Here is a 19,897-nt window from a genome sequence, read left to right on the forward strand (position 1 = left end):
CGTGCCTCCTGTGGCGTTAGCGATCCTGTCGCCCAAGGTGATGCTACATTTCGGCGTTTTCATCCAGCGGCCAAATGGGGCGGCGCACGTTGACGTAGGGGCGTCGGCTCATTTGCGGCGTGGACAGCGCGCCGCAGTCGCACACGATCACCTTGCCCGCGATCGGCTCGAACGCGGCGCGAAAGTGCTGCATGGATTTCACCGCGACCACCGATTTCTGCTCGGGCTGGATGCCGAAAGTCTTGAACTGTTGCAGGTCCAGCATCTGGTCGCGCTCCGTGGTGACCAGAATGTCGATGCCGTCCACCCGCAGAACCGCCGTGGGACCAAAGCTGCGGCGCAACCCGCCCAGCATTGGCCCGTCGCCGGTCAGCCAGCCGTCCGAAATGTGCATGATCTGGCCGCTCAATGTCAGCGGTCCGCCGCCAAAGGCCGGATCGTTCTTGCCACCCAGGTCAAGTGTCACCGTGTCGCCGACTGCGCCCCCACACAGCATGGTGGCGGCATCAGGGTCGATCATCGGGGCAAAGGTCGCGTTTTCCAGCCTCGCGTCCAGCATGGCAGCCAGCAGATTTGTCGCATCGCCATAGGCGCCCGACCCGGGGTTGTCAGCATAATCCGCGATCACCAGCGGCCCCCTGGCGGTGTCAAAGGATGTGGCGACCGCACAGGCATCTTCGACGCTTAGAAAATCGTTGGCGATGCTGTTGCGGGCCTCCCAGATTTCCGCCGCGATCTGCTGCGAAATGGTGTGGGCGCGCGCCTCGGCGCCATCGGTATTGGCATCATAGGTCACCAGAACCGTGGGGCCCATGTCGTGAATATCCGCATCGCTGAAGCCTGCGTTGATCGACACGCAGTGAATGCCGGCTTCGGCCTCATGCTCCAGCGCACGCGCATAAAGCGGGACAATCGGGCCAACATCGGTGCGCCCGCCGTTGGGATCGTCCAGCATCGGGCAGGCCACGCGACAGGTTTTCGGGCGGCTTTTGCCCGCCATCGCTGCCTCGAGAATACGGCCCGCCTGTTGCCCGCGTTCACGCAGGTCGATGTGGGGATAGGTCTTGTAGGACACGATGATATTGGCCAGCGCCGCCATCTGCGGGGTGACGTTGCAATGCAGGTCCAGCGTGGTGGCGATGGGCATGTCCGGCCCCACGATGTCGCGCAGACGTTGCAACAATTCGCCCTCGCCGTCCTCGCAGAACTCGGTGACCATGGCCCCGTGCATGGCCAGCAGGATGCCGTCCAATGTGTCCTTGTGCTGTTCGACGGCGGCGCAAATCTTGCCTGCCACATGCTCGAATGCGTGCCGCGACACCTTGGACCCCGGCACGGCATAGGCGGAAATCACATGGGTCAGGTCCCAACCCGCTGCGTCGGCCACATCGGTAAACCCGGACAGGCCGGTGTTGCCGTCGGACAGACGCGCCAACGCCTCGTCGCCTTCCATCAGCGCATCAACCTCAAAGTTGTGAAGCTCGGTCAGGCCCTTTTTGAAGGTGTTGCTTTCATGAAGAAATTCGGCAGTGAGGACATGGTGCGTCATGGGTTATCCTTGGATTGGGTGAAAACAGGCGACGGGGTGCGGTTCGCGGCTCAGCACGGGAACCGTCTCGCGGCATCTGGCCGTGACATTGGGACAGCGCGCGGCAAAGGCGCAGCCGCGCGGCAGGTCGAAACCGCTGGGGATCTCGCCGGTCAGCTCGGTGGCCTCCTGGCGGGTGTTCGGATCGGGGGCAAAGGTGCTGGCCATCAGCGCACGGGTGTAAGGATGGCGCGGCGCGGCGCCGGGATCGGGCAATTCCTCGACCACTGCGCCCAGATACATCACCACGATGCGGTTGCAGAAATAGCGGACCAGCCCGAGGTCGTGGCTGATGAACAGGTAAGTCAGGTCCAGATCGCGTTGCAAATCCTGGATCAACGACACGATCTGCGCCTGAATAGACACGTCCAGCGACGCCGTCGGCTCGTCCAGCACGATAAAATCCGGGTTCAGCGCCAGGGCCCGCGCGATGCCGACCCGCTGGCGTTGCCCGCCGGACAACTGGTGCGGATAGCTTTGCGTCATTGACGGGGGCAGACCGACCTTTTCCATCAGCGCGTCGATGCGACCGCGCGGCACCCGCTGGCCTTGCACCACAAAAGGTTCCGCCAGCGCATCCGCCACCCGATACCGCGGATCAAGCGAGGAATAGGGGTCTTGGAACACCATCGCCATCCGCTGACGCATCTTGCGCAACTCGGCCCGGCTGAGCTGCGTCAGGTCGGCGCCTTCAAAGCAGACAGCACCTTCGGTCGGCTCGATCAGCCGCAACACCAGACGGGCCAGCGTGGACTTGCCACAGCCGCTTTCACCGACCACGCCGACGATGTCGCCGCGTGCAATCGACAGCGATACATCGCGCACCGCCAACATGCTGCGCCGCTTTTTCAGGAAACCGCCGGGGGTGTCGAACCGCTTGGACAGGGACTGAATTTTGACAAGAGGTTCAGACATCCGGCGCTCCGTTCAGGGGGTAATGGCAGGCGACCGTGCCCGCGTCGGACAGGCCACGCTGAACAGGAACCCTGGTGTCGCAACCTGCACCCGCGCGCGGGCAGCGGGGGTGAAACCGGCAGCCCGACGGATAAGCCGTGGCCGAGGCCACATTGCCGGGAATGCCCGTCAACGATCCGGGTGCCATGCCCTCGCGGGGGATGCAGTCGATCAGGGCGGCTGAATAGGGATGCTGAGGGCTGGCAAACAGCGCATGCACCGGCTTTTGCTCGGCCAGCCGGCCCGCATAGAGCACCGCCACCTTGTCACAGGCCTGTGCCACGACGCCCATGTCGTGCGTGATCAGCACCAGCGCCAGACCGCGTTCGCGCACCAGACGGGTCAGCAGATGGATGATCTGCGCCTGAACCGTGACATCCAGCGCCGTCGTCGGCTCGTCCGCGACGATCAGGTCGGGATCGCCCGCCAATGCCATCGCAATGACGATGCGTTGCTTCATGCCGCCCGACAACTGGTGCGGATAGGCAGAACAGATGGTGTCGGCCTGCGGAATGCGCAGTTGGGTCAACAGCGCGATGGTGCGCGCCCGCGCCGCTTTGCGGTCCAGCCCCAGGTGCGTGCGGGACACGAAATCGACCTGTGGGCCAATGCGCTGCACAGGGTCCAGTGCTGTCATCGGGTTTTGGGTGATAAAGGCAATCCGGCGTCCGCGCAGGGCCCGCAGCTTGCGCTTGGGCTGGGTGACCATGTCGGTGCCGTCGAATTCAAGCGACCCTGCGGTGACGCGCCCGCCGATCAGCGGCAGCAAGCCGGTCAGCGCAAGTGCTGTCAGCGATTTGCCCGATCCGCTTTCTCCAACCAGCCCCATGATCTCGCCCTTGGCCAGGTCAAAGCTGACGCCTTCCAGCAGGGTCAGTGTGCCGATGCCCACCGACAGGTTTTTGACACTTAGCAACATCAGCTTTCCCGCACGCGCGCGCGCACGTCCAGCGCATGGATCAGCGCATCGCCGAACAGGTTGATCGCAAAGACGGTCACGGCCACGGCCACCCCCGGAATGATGATGATCCACGGAGCCTTGAACATCTGTGCCGTGCCCGACGACATCAGCCCGCCCCAACTGGGGGTCGGAGGCTGCGCGCCCAGGCCGAAGAACCCCAGCGTCGCTTCAAGGATGATCGCGTCCCCCGTGGCCAGCATCGCGGCGACAATCACCGGTGCCAGCGCGTTCGGCAGCAGATGACGCATCAGGATATGACCGTGGCTGGCCCCCAAAGACAGCGATGCCTCGACAAAAGTTTCGGATTTGATCGCCATGATCTGCGACCGTGTCAGCCGCGTGAACAGCGCCAGATAGGCAACGCCTATGGCGACCATCGCCCCTGTGACACCGGGGCCGATGATGGCCACCAGGATAAGCGCCACCAGAATTTCGGGGAACGACCACGTCAGGTCGATCACCGCCGTCACGGCCCGGTCAAACCGCCCACCAAAGTATCCTGACGCCGCCCCAAGGCACATGCCGCAGAACACCGAGATACCAATTGCAACCGTCGACACGCTCAGCGAGGTCCGCGCGCCATACATGATGCGCGTCAGCATATCGCGGCCGAATTCGTCGGTGCCCAGCCAATGCGCTGCATCCGGTGCACGGAACGCATTGGGCAGGTCCTGAATGTCGTATTCATAAGGTGTCAGGTACGGCGCAAAGACCGCAACGAACACCACCAGTATCAGCCAGGTGCCGGCGATCACACCTTTGGGGCGGTGCATGACGCGGCCCAATGTGGTGTCGGACAGTTTCATTACAGCCACCCCCATCACAATGCCGCCCTGACGCGCGGGTCCATGGCCGCCTGAATAAGGTCGCCCGCCAAGGTGCCCAGCATCACCGCCATCGCAAGGATCAGCAGACAGGCCTGAACCACGGGATAATCATGCTGGTTCAGTGATTTGATCAGCAGCGTGCCCAGGCCGGGACGGGCAAAGACCACCTCGACCGTGACGGCGCCGCCCAGGATCCAGCCAATGCGCAGCGACAGGATGGTGACCACAGGAATAAGCGCGTGCCGCAACACATGGCGCAACTGGATGCGTGCGGGGCGCATCCCCTTGGCGTGCAAAAGCATCAGGAAATCGCGCTGCCCTGCCTCGACCATCGCCACGCGGGTCACCCGGGCAACCAGTGCGGTGCCGCCCAGACCCACGGTCAGAACCGGCAGAACCATCGCCGACCAGTCGCGCGCGCCTGACACCGGGAACATGCCCAGCCAGACGGAAAACACCAGGATCAGCAAAAGACCCAGCCAGAACCCCGGAACGGTTGAGCCAAGCAGCACAACCGTCATGATCAGCTGGTCCGGCCAACGGTCACGGTTCAGTGCCGCGATCGTGCCCAGAACAATCCCGAAAAAGGTCGAGAACGCCAGTGCACACAGTCCCAGCGCCAGCGAATGCGGCAAGGCCTGGGCGATCAGGTCGGCCACTGGCCTGCGGGCAACGATGGCTGTGCCCAGGTCGCCTTGAAGCACACCGCTGAGCCAGATCCAGTATTGCACTGCCAGCGGCTTGTCCAAGCCATAGCGCGCGGTCATGACCTCGCGCTGTTCGGGGCCTGCACCGATCTTCAGCAGGTTGTCGATCGGATCGCCAGGTATCAGGTGAATGATCGAAAAGATCACCGCCGACACCGCAAGGAAAACGGGGATCAGAACCAGCACCCGCCTGATGAAATAACCCAACATGTCTGATCCCCGCCTGACGCTTATTCGACCGGAGCCATGTCCATCAGCACGGTCGACCCGATGCCCGGCGCGTCAAACACTTCGGGCATGGAAATCCGCGAGGTGTTGTACCCGACACTGACCACAGGCTGGTAAATCGGGGCGACCGGAAACTGCGAAAGGACGTATTCGTGATAGGCGGTAAAGTTCGCGATCCGCTCGTCCGAGCTTTTTGATCCGGTCATGGCCGCAGCGCGCAACTCTTCGGCCTTCGGGTCGTTGAACATCGAGATGTTCGGATAGCCCAGCCGGTCACCGCCAAAGAACCAATCGACAATATCGGCGTTGTCCCAGACATAGGACCGCACGGCGACCTGCTGTTCGCCGGATTTGTACTGATCGCGGATCATGGCGCTGTCAAAGGTGCCGATCTCGGCGCTGATGCCCACGGCTTTCAGTTGCGCCTGCACAACTTCCGACAGACGGCGGAACACGCTGTCGCTTTGGGTCCACAAGGACACCTCTAACGGCTGCCCGTCCTTCATGCGCACGCCATCCCCGCCCATGGTCCAACCCGCTTCGTCCAGCAGGGCGTTGGCCCTGTCGGGGTTGAACGCGATGCGATATTCGTCGGCCACTTTCGCCTCGGGCAATGCCGAGATCAGGAAGGTGTCTGCCACCTGCCCGATGCCACCATAGATGTTGTCCAGAATTTCCTGCTGGTTGATGGCAAGGGCCGCGGCCTCGCGCACCTTGATGTCGGTGAAGGGTTCTTTGACCACGTTCATGACCATGTAAACCAGCTCGCGCCCCGGAACACTGACCAGCTTCAGGTCGCTTTGTTTCTCAACCTCGGGGACGAAATCGGCAGGGACCGACAGCAGCATATCGACACCGCCGGTTTTCAGCTCGAGAAACGCGGTCGACGCTTCGGCGATCTCGCGGAATGTCAGGTGTTCGAACTTGGCCGGGCCTGTGTTCTTGGCGACGGGCGAACCCCAGGTGTAATCGTCGTTGCGCACCAGAACGGTTTGCTGGCCGATGTCGAAGCTTTCCAGCTTGTAGGGCCCCGTGCCGATGGTTTCGGTCACGCCAAAATTCTCGCCCATGGCGACAAAGGATTTGGGTTCGGGCACGCCCATGATGGCAAGGTTGTACAGCAGGTTCGGTTCGGGATGTTTCATCACGAACTTCACCGTGTATTCATCCACAACCTGAATGCTGTCGATGGCCGCAGTGTAATAGGCGTTGTCGGTGCCGTCATACAGCGGCAGCCAGTCCGCGATGGTTTGCGCATTGAAGGGCACACCGTTGTGGAAGGTCACCCCTTGTTTCAGGTGGAACACCCACGACATGCCGTCCTCGGACTCTTCCCAGCTTTCGGCCAGATGCGGATGATAGCTGCGCGCGGCGTCCACCTCGACCAGCCGGTCGAAGATCAGAAAGGCGGCAGCGTTCGTCAGAATGGCCGTAACAGGGTTATAACTTGTCAGACCGACCGTGTTGGACGGTAGAACAATCGTGGCTTCCTGCGCAAAGACGGCCGGGGCCATCGCAATCATCGACGCGATGGACACGCTTGCAGCCCGCAAATATTTGTTGAACATCATGGTAATGGTCCCTTCCCTATGGTGGCGCTTTTTTGATTATTTTTTGCTTGTGTCGGACGGCGCGCCGAGGTGGCCGACAAAGGTGTTGTAGCCCGCAGAAATCGCGGCCATCCGCTCCTCGACATCTGCGCCCAATTCGTTGAACACGCCGTTCACCGTCAGGCTGATCAGGCTGGAAATGGGTGCCGTGTTGTCCCAAAACAGGTTCAGCTCTGTCGGCACGGCAAAGGTTTCGTCGGCCAGCCCCGAATCCCACGTACAGTACAGATCGGTGATCAACGACACTTTCACGCCGCGTTCCTTGGCGGCGCGCGCCAGCTTTTCGGCCATGCGGGAATATTTACGCCCGTCGATAATCACCAGGCAGGACTGCGCAGGGTCGCCCTGCAACAGCTCGGAAAACGTGCCGCCCTCCTGGTCGGCCAACCAGACGCCAGGGCGCAGGTATTGAAGGCCGTTTGTCAGATACTGCGCCTGACCGCGTTCGGCCTGAAATCCCGCGACAAAGACCTGCGGCGTGTGCGCCAGCCGCTTGACCATGGCCTCGAAAGGCGGGCTGCCCGCCATTTCGTAAACCGCGACAAGGGCGGCAATCTCAAGCTCCAGCGCACGGCTCAGCTCTGCCCCACCACTGCGGGAGCGTGCATGAAAATCCTTCAGCCGATCCCCGATCAACCAGGCGCTGTCACCCAAGTCGGCCTGAAGCCGCGATTTCAGCTCTTTGAAACTGTCCAGCCCGATGCTGCGGCAATACCGCCCGACGCTGGCCTCTGACACGCCGATCTTGGTGGCCAGGGTCGATGCCGTCTCGAAGGGAAGCGTTTTGATGTTCGTCATCATGTAGCTTGCGATGGCTTTTTCGCCTTTGGTCGCACCCTCGACGCTGTCAGCCAGCAGTTGCTGAACGCTGATCGAAATATTGTCTGGATGTGCCAAAGCGCCGCCCCCTTAAACTGTCTCCTGGGACTCGAAATGACAGAAAGCTTTCATAATGTCAATCTTGCAATATTTATATCCCTCGACTACACGTAGTCCAACCTCGCCAAACCAAAGGGTTCGACATGTCGGAAATTGCCAAACAGACCCGCGCACCGCTGACCATCGACAGGGCCGAATTGCGGCTAGTCCGGCTGCCTTTGCTACAGCCGTTCGTGATCTCGACCGGCACGATGTATGACCGCATTTTCCCGCTGCTGACGCTCTATTCAGGCGAATACGCCGGATATGCCGAAGGGGTGATGGACCCCCTGCCCGACTATCTGGGTGAAACGCTGCCCGCTGCGATGGCCTTGCTCAAGGAACTGTTTCTGCCGATGATCGTGGGGAAGTCTTTTGAAAACCCTGCGGCGCTGGACAAGCTTCTGGCCCCGTGGCGCGGTCACCAAATGACCAAGGCGACGGTCGACATGGCATTCTGGGACCTGTGGGCCAAGTCGTTAAACCTGCCGCTGCAAACCGTTCTGGGCGGGACCGGAGATGCAATAGACGCAGGCGTTTCGCTGGGAATCGGGTCCATCGACGACACTGTCGCGCGCGTCGCCCACCACCACAGGCTAGGTTACAAACGGATCAAGCTCAAGATCAAACCGGGGCACGACGTGGCGCTGGTCGCTGCGGTGCGCGCCGCCTTTCCCGACATCCGGCTTAGCGTGGACGCCAACGCCTGTTACACACTGGCCGATGCGGGCCTGCTGCAAAAGCTGGACGATCTGGCGCTGGATTACATCGAACAACCGCTGGCATGGGACGACATTCAGGACCACGCAGTGCTGCAAAAACGGATGACAACGCCGATCTGTCTGGATGAATGCATCAATTCGGTGCGCGCCTGCCGTCAGGCGCTTCAGGCCGACGCGGCGCGGGTGATCAACATCAAGGTGGCGCGGTCGGGCGGTTATCACACGGCGCTGAAAATGCACGATCTTGCGGCGGCCTTTGACGTGCCGGTCTGGTGTGGCGGTATGCTGGAATCGGGCATCGGACGCGCCCACAACATCCATCTGTCCACCTTGCCCAACTTCACCAAACCCGGCGATGTGTCCAGCGCCAGCCGCTATTTCGCGCGCGACATCATCCACGAACCGCTCGAGGCAACCGACGGGCGCATGGCAGTGCCACAAGGTGCTGGCATCGGCGTCACACTGAATGAAAGTTTTCTGTCAGAGATGACACTTTCAACCGAAAGCTTCTCCGCATGACAGCACCGGTGATCCGCGAACTGTCCGGCATGGCAGAGTTCACCAAGGCCGAAGCCCTGCAACGCGCAGTCTGGGGACAGGATGATCTGGCCGACCCCTATGATCTGATGATGGTCATCCAGCACGAAGGCGGTCTTGCCGCCGGCGCTTTCTCGGGTGACGAACTTGTCGGTTATGTCTTCGGCTTTCCCACACGCGAGCCGCACATCCAGCATTCGCACCGTCTTGCGGTGTTGCCAAAAATGCAGGGGATGGGATTGGGGGCGCGTCTGAAATGGTTTCAGCGCGACTGGTGTCTGGCACGGGACATCACCCATGTGCGCTGGACATTCGACCCGTTGCGCGCAGCCAATGCAGTGCTGAACGTGGGCAAACTGGGCGTAATCGTCGACACCTATCTGGCCGATTATTATGGGAAAATGGTCGGGATCAACGCGGGCACCCCTTCTGATCGGCTGATGGCGGACTGGTTTCTCGACACCGCGCGCGTCGCAGATTGCGCGGCACGCATTGCGCAGGTTCATGCTGATGATGCGCGGCGTGTCACCATACCAAGCGACTTTGCGTCGATGCTCGCATCAGACCCCGATGCAGCATTGGCCGAAAGGTTGCGCGTCCGCGACGAGATTGGCCGGGCTTTGGAAGATGGTTTTGTCATCAGCGGATTTATCGGCGATCAGTCGTGCTATGTTCTCACGAAGCTTGCCGCATAGGCGGTGACGGTGGCGCACCGGGCCGCGATGGGTGAAAACTGAACATATAATTGATGTCTGTATTTTCACGGAGAACCCTGCAAAACAGGGTGGTACCCAAGGCCGGACTGGTCATAGTTGAGAAAATTGCTTTGATTTCAAGCCACGCATGTCCCAAATCAGCCGTCAGGTCCGCTCATGAAAATCAATGGCTTATAACCGAAGTGTCCCACGATCTTTAGCTGCTCCGACCTAAGCGCCCACCGCTCAGAAACACGGCAGCTTCCCAAGATTTAGTTACGAGTTCGATTCTCGTTGTCCGCTCCATGCTAGAACTGAACCTGCGACCGCGCATGCAAAATCAATGGGTTAGAAGTGCATTGAAAAATCTGGCTCACATGTGATGCCACACAGCATTTTGCGTGCGAAGAAAGCGACTTCGAAGAGATCTGCTCATTTCAGCGCGATTCACGCTGAAATGCGCTTGATCAAAACACGAAATCAGGAAACCTTATCCGAATCATCGTTTCGCCTAGGAAATAAAAAAAGGGACAGAACTCATGCAGCGATTCACGGAAATCGAAGGAATTCGAGGAATCCTGGCGTTTATCATCGTGCTTTATCACTATGGATTAAATACAATCGTACTTAAAATTTCTGGCGGTATTATAGAAAACTCGCACTGGGGAAATGCTGTGGATTTTTTCTTTGTGATTAGTGGATTTGTCTTGGGACATTCTCAGAACAAGCAGCAGAAAACTTGGGGGCAATTTTCGATTCAGAGGGCCTTCAGGTTACTCCCCCCCTACCTCGCACTTTTTATATTATATATAGCTTTTGAAGTTTCGTCGTGGGAGCATGGAGAAGCTTCTCTAATGCTGTCCACTATTGGACTATCTTATATGCTCGGCATGCCTCAGTGGAATGGTGTGAGCTGGAGTATGTCTGTAGAACTATATTTACCTATTCTATTTTTTGGCGCATTCTTCATCCTTAAAAAACGTCGAATCCTTAACCTCATATTTTTTGCTATATCTTTGCTATGCTGCTCCATAATTTCAACTTCATATCCACTCATAGACACTCCAAGTGGGCTCTTAAGAGGGCTATTTGGAATAGGACTTGGGATTACGCTTTTTTTGTGTGCAGAGACTTTCCAATAATTACCAAACCGCACTTTGGCACCTTGACGTGCCTTACTTATTTCAGTCTCTATTTGCTACTGACGCTTGCTACTGGAGCAATAGAGTACATCGGTTTTTTAATACCAGTTGCTACAATACTCTGTATTTCCACCGCATCTCAATCTAATTCCCTGCTTTCAAGCCGCCCATTCGTTTTCTTGGGTGGAATTACGTTCACTATTTATCTTATCCACATGCCCCTGCAAAAATATGCAATTAGTACATTTGGAATCGAGAACGTGGATGGTAGCATACCAGCAAAAATTTCCCTCATTCTTATATCAATATTGGGAGCCTGGTTGCTGTCGATTACGGTAGAAAGGCGAGCGAACAGACTTGGTCATCTGATATCTAACAGCATGCGCCAAAAGAACCTTGAAAATTCATAGGGTGAGCGCTTGCCGTTCTTTTGACAGAAAGCAATTAAAATCAGCATTCAGCAAGCCAACCAGATTGAAAAAAATCTGATAAAGAAGATCAATTTTTATGCTCGAATTCTTATTCTACTCCTAAAAAACTTTACCCTTCTTCCCAAGACTGTTCCTTCAGCATTCCAATGGACTGATGTGAAACGACCGAACTGAATAACATAAAAGTAGAAGAGTAAGGGGAAGGAATTGCTGTTCATAAACCTATCATTAAGCACGAGCATAAGGGTACTAGGAAGCAGAAATATAAAAATTTTAAAATTTGATTTGACAAGAGAATATGCGTACCATCCCAGCCAAATCCAAAAGATTAAACCAACCACTCCATACATGGATATACTGTACAGAAACGGGTTATGTGCCCCTCTCATGCTATCTTCATACAAACCCATCCCCGACCCGAACCAAGGATGCAATGTGAAGCTTTCCCATGCTTGCATCCATTGATAGTTTCTACCTGATACAAAACCTGTTGCCAGCCCTCTGTCCGGATCGCTTGCTAAGAGTATCTCTTCCGCAGCCCCCCTTATCAAGCTACCTTCGAGCAGAATTACTATCACTATGGGCATGCACAGAAGAATGCGCCGTAACAGATTGGATTTTGTCAGCTCGCCATCTACCTCAAAAATAATTTTCATAAGTGCTGTCAAGCCTATTACTATCATGCCAGTCCTAGTCTCCATAAAATAGGTCGATATTAACATAGGAATACACAACAATAGAAAACTGCTTTTTTTCATAGATATGGCACCCGCAAAAGCTGAAATTGCAAAAATCTCCCCACCTAAATTTGGGTGAGAACCACCAAAAAAACTAAACCTTCCCCAAAGACCGCTAATCAAGCCTGCCTTTATGAATATGATGTGGATGATCGCGCAAACAGAACTAAATATAAAGAAATTTCTGGAAAAGGCCAAAATACTTTCTCTATCAACTAGAGAAATTAGAAGGGAAATGTTGAGAACAAATAGAGTTAGGCCCAAATAATTCGACAACACAAAATTCTGATGCGCATCCATGTAACCAGATTGAACGAAAAACACCGCTCCAATACCAGCAATACCAAGACAGGCTTTTGGTATTGCTTTTTTTGATAAAATCAGAAATAAAAACAGAGAAACAACTATCTGCAATAGATAAAATATTATATTCCCGCCGGGAATAATATAGAATAGAGGCAGAATTCCCCACAGCAGCCCCAAATAAGGCACCACGTCTCTTGATTTTATCATACCTTAGGTGTCCAATATTATACTGAAGCCAGTCAACGTCCTTTAACAGCAATTTTGCGGTTTTGTATAGAGTCGCAATTTGCCTCTTGCCTTAAGCCCAATGTACACCCTTGCTGGTTCCTGAGCCACGCGCTTGAGTAATTTTGGGCGGTTTATCTACTGCCTCGTCCGTCCAACATACTAAAAATTCGTGTCCTCCCCCACAGAGCCGCAGTTGGTGCGAAGACTACGCTCACGGATGGATGAACGCCGATAATCAACTCCAAAACGCTTGATAGCCTCAGCGCGTGTCAGGTGCACGCTCCTGCTGCACCGGATGTGTTTGCAGTAGATGACCAGGTTTTGGTCCTCGATCAGATCCCCAATGACCATGCCGCCCTCCGGTGAAAGCACTTACCACTGGCTTCGAACATACGAAGGTATCCCTGACTGCGCACGTCATCAGCGGTGAAATTAGCGAATTTCTGCCAGCTTTTTGAGAAGACCTATCGAATCAGATGGGATTGTTCTATGGAGGTTGTGATTATCAAGGACTCAAATCCTGGGGAGGATGTGGTGCCACTTGTTAGCGACAGAAAATCTTCAGATGTTGATCGGAGCGATATCCGCCCCAAAAGAAGGTTTCGCCGAATTTGGGCATTCTGGGCGATGGTAGCTTTGCTTTGGCTCATCGCAGGTCAGCAGCTCATAGAGAGCACGCTTGGTAGCTAATGCGGCTCCCACTTTACCAGGCTCTGCCCCAGACAAGGTACCCTGCGAAAATGGCCAGCCAAAACATGACCACCAATACTGCAATCACGTCATAGATGTGAAACTTATCGCCGAAGCGTAGCCTCAGTGCTTTCAGATACTGCTTTATTCTTTCTCGCAACGCACCCACCTGCCCGCTCCCTCGCAGTGGTTTTAGGCCAAGCCTCAATAAGAGGACAATCTAAACACATATTTCGTATTTTCCAACGCCGTGGGAGAAGCGCTGCTGCGAGTGCCGAGGATGACGTTCATGCATTTGGGGAGCGTCTCTAGATCAAAAATTCCGAAATATAAGCCAAGTAAAATCCATGTGAGGGCTTCACAGAGGGCTGCCGCCAACTACGACTGAGCAGAGCTTATGCAAAAAAGCCCGACCGCAAGTTGCGGCCGGGAAATAGGGAAGATTTGGTTAGTAAACTTGATTGTGATACCCCAAGGTTGATTCTGTCAAGTTGTACCCCCTCAGGTTAAACACACCCAGCATCATGCCCCCGCACGACGGCGGTCCCTGCACGCCCCAGGTTATCAGGGCTGACTAGCAGCGAGGCGCTTATCCATACTTGCAGCGAACTTAATGATAGCGCGCAGGTCTTCGTGTGTCAGCTTGCCATAGATCGTCAGCATTAGCTTTTCGTCTTCGTCATCGCTCCAATCCAAGCGGCAACCAACGCGACCACGACTTGGCGTATTAAAGCGCTTCTGTTCCGCAGCCCGCAATAGCTCTTGCAGGCGCCTAAATTGATCAAATCCACTCATCTGTAATTCCTTTCACATCACTCGATGTGCAAATTCTAAAATACAGCGGTGAAGTTCCGGTTTCTGTCAAGTTTTTAAACCAGCAGAGTGAATTCCGTGTGCGTAGAAAATCTCTTGTGCACTGTCCTAGCAGACAAGCTAAACTCGTCCTGTCTTCCCGACATACTGAACAATCGTTTCAGCACCCACTGATCCACAAGCACTGCACCTGGCTCGCTCTCGAATTCTGGATAAACGAATGCCACCTCCAAGCCGGTCAATCGCCTCGGCACGCGTCATCCACACACTCCTTCTGCACTGGATGTTTTGGCAGTAGATGATGAGATCGTGGCTCTCGAGAATATCTGCAATTACCATGCTGTGCCCCGGTGAAACCGGAACGTATATAGAACAACCGCGAAACACTGTCACCTACAAACGAAAAAGGCCCCGCCCTGCAACTTGGCAGGACGGGGCATACATATTCGGCTGCTATGCGGGATAGCAGCCATTTACCGCTTGGATGTACCCAGCTTTGCCAGCGCCTCGGCGGCGTATCGCTCGACCAGCTTATCAAGCACCCCATCACCGGGCACCAATGCAGCCAGCGCGTCGGGAATACTGCGCTTGAGGTAGTCCAGCGTGTTGGCCTTCAGATAGTCGATGCCGACATCGTGCCCGTGCTTCAGGCTGCTTTCGACGTAGGTTTTGATCGCGGAGTGCAGGGCGTCTCGGTGCTTCGCCTCGATCTGGATTCCGGTAAATGCCGTGAACGCCCCAGCAGCGCGGTTGATGATGAAGGTCAGGATAAGACCGAGGATCATGAGGATGGTGTTCAGTACCTCGGGGTCGGCGAGAAAATCAAACATGACGATTCCTTTCGTTTATGTGCGCGTCAGCGCGATGATCGCCACCACCACGGCGACGATCAGTAGAGTGAAGATTTCAGGGGAGGCCATGTCGGCCGGTCACGCGAGATCCGGCAGGTCGACGGTCTGACCTGCCAGTTCATGCGTGCTGTCATCCAGAAAGCGGATCCGGCCATCGGTCACGAACGAATGGCACACGGTAGGCGGATCGCCTGGTTCATCCACGAAGGTCGGATCCACAGCTGATCCAGTCCGCACCAGCACAGAAGGCGAGAACGTGGGCCGGTCGCCGTCGCCGTTGAACGTCCAGCCGCGCGAACCATCAACTGTTACCTGATGAAGATACCCGCAACCGGGGCACATGAAGGCGACCTTGCCGCCCTCGAGCGCGCGTAGTTTGGAGCCAAGGGCACTCACGACACGGCCCTCTCCGTCCATTCGGCGTCGATCACATCGAAGCCAGGACACAGCTTGGCGGCAACTTCGCGATGTCCCATCAGGCGCGTGATCGGGGTGCGTTGCGAGATCTCTTCGATGTGCCGCTTGGTCGTCGCCAGCGTGTCGGGCGTGAAATAGTCCTCGGCCCTGCGCGTGCGGGTGATGGTGTCGACCTCGATCATCAGCTGGTGATAGACACCGGTGTTGTAGCCAAGCGCCCCTGCCCCGCTGCGCTGCCAAGGGCGCGCATCGAAGCGCTCGCCGTCCGGGCAGGTGATCGAGTGATAGCCGGTGTCTGACCACCCTCGCCCGCCCTGCGACGTCGGCAGCGTGTGCATCTTGTGGATCGCGTGGACGATCTCGGCGTTGCTCTTGTAGAGGTGCCAGTCGCCCGGAACCGCGGCGCAGTGCAGCATGAATGTGTCGATCACCTTGTTGGTGGATCCTTGGCGCATCACGCTGCGCGTCTGGACGGGACGCATGGCGGGCCTTGTCGGCACGATCGGCGCAGGCGACGTCACCCGGCTTGCGGCAGGAAGACCATCGGCATCGAGCATCAGACCAAGAGCCGAACGCGTGGCCGCGTCGTAGCGATCGCCACCGGGCCCTTCCATGTAACCCAAGCCTGCCAAGCCGCGATTGAGCGTTCGGACTGCCCAAGGCGTTGCCGTGATTGGTCCCTGCGCGGCCAGTGCGGCACAAGCCAAATGGGTGTCGGGACCATACCAGCCGTCGACGGGACCAGGGTCGAAGCCGAGCGATTTCACACCGAGCTGGATCAATCTGTGGGCGGGGTTAATGGGCATGTCGTTTTTCCAATGCTTGAGACCCCGCTGGCGGGGTTGTTTCGGTTGAATTTTCGGAGTGGCTAGAGGCGGCCTAGAGCGCGACCTCGAAGGCCTCGGACATCGGTGGCGTGGTCGGGCCATAGACACCGCAGGCGGACGGGATGATGACCGGCCAATAGCTGTATGTTCCAGGCGGCAGGTCCGACGGGATCCGCACGCGCGCAGCAAAGGAGCTGAAGCCGCTCGACACAGGTGCCCGGACGGCCGGCATGTCATAGGCGTAGACGGTCAGGTTCTTGTCGTGATCGAAGAACTGGACGCGCACCGTGGTTTCGCAATCGATGCTGCGGCGGACCACATAGACCACCGTCAGCGTGCCGCCCCGGTGGATCTGCTTTTGCGTGACCAGGCCGATCCCCTTGAAGTCGAGGATGTTGGGCGACAGCTTGTCCGGCAAAGCCGCTAGGCGCGTCTCGACGGCCAGCAATCGCGACGGCACCTCGCGCCACTCTGACCAGCGCAGAAAGGCCCAGCCCATCGCACCAAACAGCAGGCTCACCACAGCGGCGATCGTTAACACCAACTTCAGCAACTCGTGAACGGAAAAAGCCCTGCGCTGGTCAGCCATGCTCCATCTCCTTTGATAAAAAACAGACATTCAGATCGTTTGAAGCCTGAACAGCAATGCCAAGAAGGACAAAGCTTGCCAGCCATTCCGTCGCCCTGCCCTGCTCCAGCAGGTTCAGCTTGAAGGTGCTCATGTGGTGCCTTTCTGCCGGTAGGTATTAAGGAATCTGGGGATGTCGATGCCGTTCATGCAGCAAAAACCTGATCGACGGCCCCCCAAGAGACGTCAGACATAAGCGGGTCGATTGCGGACCCCCGTGTAACAAAACCAATGTCCTCCACGCCTACCAAGGCAGCAGGAACGGTCAGTGCCTCATTCGAGACCAGCGCCACGCCATCGACATAGAGCCAGACGCGGGTCGTTTCCGTTCCCGTGTTCGGGTCTGTGTACGGCATCAAAACCGCAAAGACCGCCTGCCCTGCCGCTGGTGTGACCGATGTGACGCTGAAAGCGACCGAGAACGATCCAGCATTGCGCGTCATGATCTGATACGCGGTCGATGTTTCGCGGAGCATGATCCAGTTGTTTTCGTCCAGACCACGCAGGGCAATGCCGGGTCCACCGCCAGAAACAACGCCATCTGTGGTCTTTGCTGCCCAGACACCGCCAGCAATCTTCGCAACGGAGTAGACGCCTGTGTCGCCGCTTGTGACCGCCAGCGCTCCCGACGAAACAGACATGGCGTCCGCACCGTCCAGAAGCGTGTACCCGCCGGATGCCAGTGTTTCGTCGGGCCGGTCGAAATCATCGACCACGCGCGCGGGCGGCATAACGTGCATTGCCGATGTCACGCCATCGTTACCCGCAGAAATCATGCCCGCCAGTGACAGGTCAGTCCCTGCGTCTGAGAACGTCGCGCCGACTGGCCATGTGTTTCCACCATTGTCGCTGTCCCACGTCACGGCGGCTGCGGCCTTGATCAGATACTTGATGGGCAGTGCAATGTCAGGATAGACAGTGGCACCGACCGCGCGGATATGGCCTTCCTTGATATTGAACAGGACGCGGTTATTTGAAGTCACCGCCAATCGAACGCCGCGCACGTTGTAGGTGTCGCTTTCCGTGTCGAAGTTGGTGACGCCCGCGCCGCCCTCACCGGAACGGACAAAGCCTGCGCTGCCTGCACCGCAATCCAGAATGTCCCACTTGTTCGAGCGCGACACGATGGAAACATCTGTGCCCGACAGGTTGGATACCAGAACATTAATCTGGCCCGTGTTCCGCGAAATCGTGTATGTCGATCCGTCAACCTGCCCCATCGCCAAAAGCGTTGCGCAATTCTCAAAAACGCAGTCTTCAATCGTACCAACTGCACCAGATGTGTTGTGGATCTGCGTCATGCCGACATAACGATCCGCCGCTATCGTGAAGGACGCCATCGCGCGACCGTCAACGCCATCGTGTCCGTATGGCCCCGTGAAGTTCCGGGGCGTTCCGGCGATGTAGTTCTGACGACCCATGCCGTCATATACGTTGCCCTGCGAAACGCAGTTTGCGCCGGAGTGGTCTGGGGTGTTGAATACCAAGGAGTTTGCAGTGCCCGAAGCGTTCAAAACGCCGCCCGTTTCGATTTCGTTGGCCCCGCCATAGTATTTGTTTCTCAAGCTGGCGGATGCAAGTGCGCCGGACCCGATCAGAGCGCTATGGCGTCCACCCCACCACATGGTGCAGTCAGCAAGGGTATGTCCGCCTGCGTTGTCGCCTGCGTTGGCCAGAACAAACATGCCGTCCTGCTGACCACAAGCGAACCCTTCCAGCCCAAATGCATTATTGCCCGCGCCAGACAGTCGGACAGCGTGGCCGTACTTGGCCCAGCGATAAGCCGCGCCGTCCGCGCCCGGATCACTCGGCGCGTTCATGTAAAGCGTGACCGTGCCGGTTGTTTCGTTTTCCGCAAAGACCACGAAATTGCCCTTGCCGGACAGCGCCGCCACGCTCTGCACCTTGCGCATCGGCACGGCGTTGCGGAAATAGTTGCCGAAATACTTTGCCCCGCCGGAATGGTCGCGTGTCAGTGTGACCTTGTAGACGCCAGAAGCGTGAAGCGTCCAAGCCCCTATCGCCGCCGTGCAATCAATGTATGGCTTTGACAGGATGTGCGATGGGTAGCTTTTGACCGTGCAGCCATCAGCCACAAACACACTGGCATCCATAGGGGCAACAGACGTACCGCGCCTCACCGCGACAACCTTGCCGTCCAAACTGCCCGCAGACAGCGCAATAAGCGGCGCGAAAGAGGCGTAGGCAGTGGCATTCGTGAGACCATCGTTGCCATCATCGCCGCTCGTCCCGTCGATGTAATAATCAGCAGCCGTACCACCGCCTCTCAGGTCCGCGACTTCGCTTTTCAGTGCGGCGACCTCGGACGCCATGAGCGTCACTGCGGAAAGCAATGCTGCTACAGACGCATTCGCCAGCAGGTTATTGCGTGCAGGCAGTGCGGATTGGTTCGCAACCGCAGCCGCGACACCTTGAGGCGTGACATACCGATCAGACATGACGCCGCCGGATGCTGACACGGGGGAACTGCCGGATTTAGGTACGCTGGCCTTGTCGGCCTTTTCTTCTGTCGGATCAAGCCCTTCGTCGTTCCACGTCGCCCCGTCGTATTCCCACAGATGCCGATCAGACCGCATATAGACGCGGTAGCCGGATGCCACGGTTAAGGCGTCACGCTCGGTTGAGTCGGCAACGAACTGGTCAATACGGGATGCGCTGATCGTGGTATCACGGGCAATGATCGTCTCAGCGAGCTTAGCGCCCGCGCCGGTCTCCGCAATCTCGGCACCTCTTTGGGCGGCGCTGGCTTTCGCAGAGTGATGCAGTGCCGAAAAGCCGCCTATCGATACCGGCGCGTCCTCGGGATTCTGCGAAACTTCGATTGCGACATCCCGCGCCAGGATTGCGTCCGCCGCATTGCCATCGACATCAGCAAAGGACTTCAACGCCTCTCGCAGATCGCGCTTGTTGATGGGCCTCTGCGCCGTTGAACGGTCACCGACAGGCAGCGCACCGGTGCCACCGTTTCCGTCATAACCCTCATGATCCCGCAGGATGCGGTTGATTATTTCCTCGAACGTTTCAGGCATGTAATTCTCCAACGCAAAAGGCCCGCGAGG

19 protein-coding genes are annotated in these 19,897 nt (G+C 57.2%); 4 read left to right on the top strand and 15 right to left on the bottom strand.

Annotated features, from left to right (window positions below; genetic code table 11):
• Positions 1–43: 43 nt before the first annotated feature.
• Genes AAC077_RS04910 through AAC077_RS04940 form a run of 7 tightly spaced genes read right to left on the bottom strand, consistent with a single transcriptional unit; the run spans position 44 to position 7,772 of the window.
• On the bottom strand, positions 44–1,549 hold the full coding sequence (locus AAC077_RS04910) for a M81 family metallopeptidase (protein ID WP_339767079.1): 1,506 nt from the start codon (positions 1,547–1,549) through the stop codon (positions 44–46).
• 3 nt (positions 1,550–1,552) lie between these two features.
• Positions 1,553–2,503: an ABC transporter ATP-binding protein gene (locus AAC077_RS04915; protein WP_339767081.1), complete on the bottom strand. Its 951-nt coding sequence runs from the start codon at positions 2,501–2,503 to the stop codon at positions 1,553–1,555.
• On the bottom strand, positions 2,496–3,461 hold the full coding sequence (locus tag AAC077_RS04920; protein ID WP_339767083.1) for an ABC transporter ATP-binding protein: 966 nt from the start codon (positions 3,459–3,461) through the stop codon (positions 2,496–2,498). The genes AAC077_RS04915 and AAC077_RS04920 overlap by 8 nt, the downstream gene beginning before the upstream one ends.
• A complete protein-coding gene (locus AAC077_RS04925; RefSeq protein WP_339767085.1) occupies positions 3,461–4,309 on the bottom strand; it encodes an ABC transporter permease in 849 nt (282 codons plus the stop codon). Before AAC077_RS04925 ends, AAC077_RS04920 begins: the two co-directional genes overlap by 1 nt.
• A 14-nt stretch (positions 4,310–4,323) precedes the next feature.
• Positions 4,324–5,247 (bottom strand): ABC transporter permease, encoded by a 924-nt coding sequence (locus AAC077_RS04930; RefSeq protein ID WP_339767087.1) that lies wholly within the window; start codon positions 5,245–5,247, stop codon positions 4,324–4,326.
• A gap of 20 nt (positions 5,248–5,267) precedes the next feature.
• Entirely contained in the window at positions 5,268–6,836 is a 1,569-nt protein-coding gene (locus AAC077_RS04935) for an ABC transporter substrate-binding protein (RefSeq protein ID WP_339767089.1), read from the bottom strand.
• 36 nt (positions 6,837–6,872) lie between these two features.
• Complete coding sequence (locus tag AAC077_RS04940; RefSeq protein WP_339767091.1) at positions 6,873–7,772, bottom strand: MurR/RpiR family transcriptional regulator; 900 nt, start codon at positions 7,770–7,772, stop codon at positions 6,873–6,875.
• A 125-nt stretch (positions 7,773–7,897) separates the two neighbouring features.
• On the opposite strand from AAC077_RS04940, the gene menC reads away from it, so the two are divergent.
• The 3 genes from menC to AAC077_RS04955 all read left to right on the top strand — a co-directional run bounded on the left by menC (position 7,898) and on the right by AAC077_RS04955 (position 10,889).
• Complete coding sequence (gene menC / locus AAC077_RS04945; RefSeq protein WP_339767093.1) at positions 7,898–9,034, top strand: o-succinylbenzoate synthase; 1,137 nt, start codon at positions 7,898–7,900, stop codon at positions 9,032–9,034.
• Positions 9,031–9,747: a GNAT family N-acetyltransferase gene (locus AAC077_RS04950; RefSeq protein ID WP_339767094.1), complete on the top strand. Its 717-nt coding sequence runs from the start codon at positions 9,031–9,033 to the stop codon at positions 9,745–9,747. The genes menC and AAC077_RS04950 overlap by 4 nt, the downstream gene beginning before the upstream one ends.
• A gap of 539 nt (positions 9,748–10,286) precedes the next feature.
• Positions 10,287–10,889, top strand: coding sequence for an acyltransferase (locus AAC077_RS04955; protein ID WP_339767096.1), 603 nt, complete (start codon positions 10,287–10,289; stop codon positions 10,887–10,889).
• 505 nt (positions 10,890–11,394) lie between these two features.
• Here the strand turns inward: AAC077_RS04955 and AAC077_RS04960 are convergent.
• Complete coding sequence (locus AAC077_RS04960; RefSeq protein WP_339767098.1) at positions 11,395–12,570, bottom strand: O-antigen ligase family protein; 1,176 nt, start codon at positions 12,568–12,570, stop codon at positions 11,395–11,397.
• Between the two features lie 510 nt (positions 12,571–13,080).
• Here AAC077_RS04960 and AAC077_RS04965 point away from each other — a divergent pair.
• Positions 13,081–13,281 carry a hypothetical protein gene (locus AAC077_RS04965; RefSeq protein WP_339767100.1) on the top strand — a complete coding sequence of 67 codons (201 nt, stop codon included), beginning with the start codon at positions 13,081–13,083 and terminating at the stop codon, positions 13,279–13,281.
• 564 nt (positions 13,282–13,845) lie between these two features.
• Here the strand turns inward: AAC077_RS04965 and AAC077_RS04970 are convergent.
• From AAC077_RS04970 to AAC077_RS05000, 7 genes are all read right to left on the bottom strand, one after another.
• Positions 13,846–14,076 (bottom strand): hypothetical protein, encoded by a 231-nt coding sequence (locus AAC077_RS04970; protein WP_339767102.1) that lies wholly within the window; start codon positions 14,074–14,076, stop codon positions 13,846–13,848.
• A 491-nt stretch (positions 14,077–14,567) separates the two neighbouring features.
• Positions 14,568–14,924 carry a hypothetical protein gene (locus AAC077_RS04975; RefSeq protein ID WP_339767104.1) on the bottom strand — a complete coding sequence of 119 codons (357 nt, stop codon included), beginning with the start codon at positions 14,922–14,924 and terminating at the stop codon, positions 14,568–14,570.
• A 99-nt stretch (positions 14,925–15,023) separates the two neighbouring features.
• Positions 15,024–15,341, bottom strand: a complete 318-nt coding sequence (locus AAC077_RS04980; protein WP_339767106.1) for a DUF6527 family protein — start codon at positions 15,339–15,341, stop codon at positions 15,024–15,026.
• Complete coding sequence (locus AAC077_RS04985) at positions 15,338–16,168, bottom strand: hypothetical protein (RefSeq protein WP_339767108.1); 831 nt, start codon at positions 16,166–16,168, stop codon at positions 15,338–15,340. Before AAC077_RS04985 ends, AAC077_RS04980 begins: the two co-directional genes overlap by 4 nt.
• A gap of 73 nt (positions 16,169–16,241) precedes the next feature.
• Positions 16,242–16,778: a hypothetical protein gene (locus AAC077_RS04990; RefSeq protein ID WP_339767110.1), complete on the bottom strand. Its 537-nt coding sequence runs from the start codon at positions 16,776–16,778 to the stop codon at positions 16,242–16,244.
• Positions 16,771–16,911, bottom strand: coding sequence for a hypothetical protein (locus tag AAC077_RS04995; RefSeq protein ID WP_339767112.1), 141 nt, complete (start codon positions 16,909–16,911; stop codon positions 16,771–16,773). The genes AAC077_RS04990 and AAC077_RS04995 overlap by 8 nt, the downstream gene beginning before the upstream one ends.
• A gap of 52 nt (positions 16,912–16,963) precedes the next feature.
• Positions 16,964–19,867, bottom strand: coding sequence for a hypothetical protein (locus AAC077_RS05000; RefSeq protein WP_339767114.1), 2,904 nt, complete (start codon positions 19,865–19,867; stop codon positions 16,964–16,966).
• Positions 19,868–19,897 lie beyond the last annotated feature (30 nt).

The organism is uncultured Pseudosulfitobacter sp. (assembly GCF_963976325.1).
GTDB lineage: Bacteria > Pseudomonadota > Alphaproteobacteria > Rhodobacterales > Rhodobacteraceae > Pseudosulfitobacter.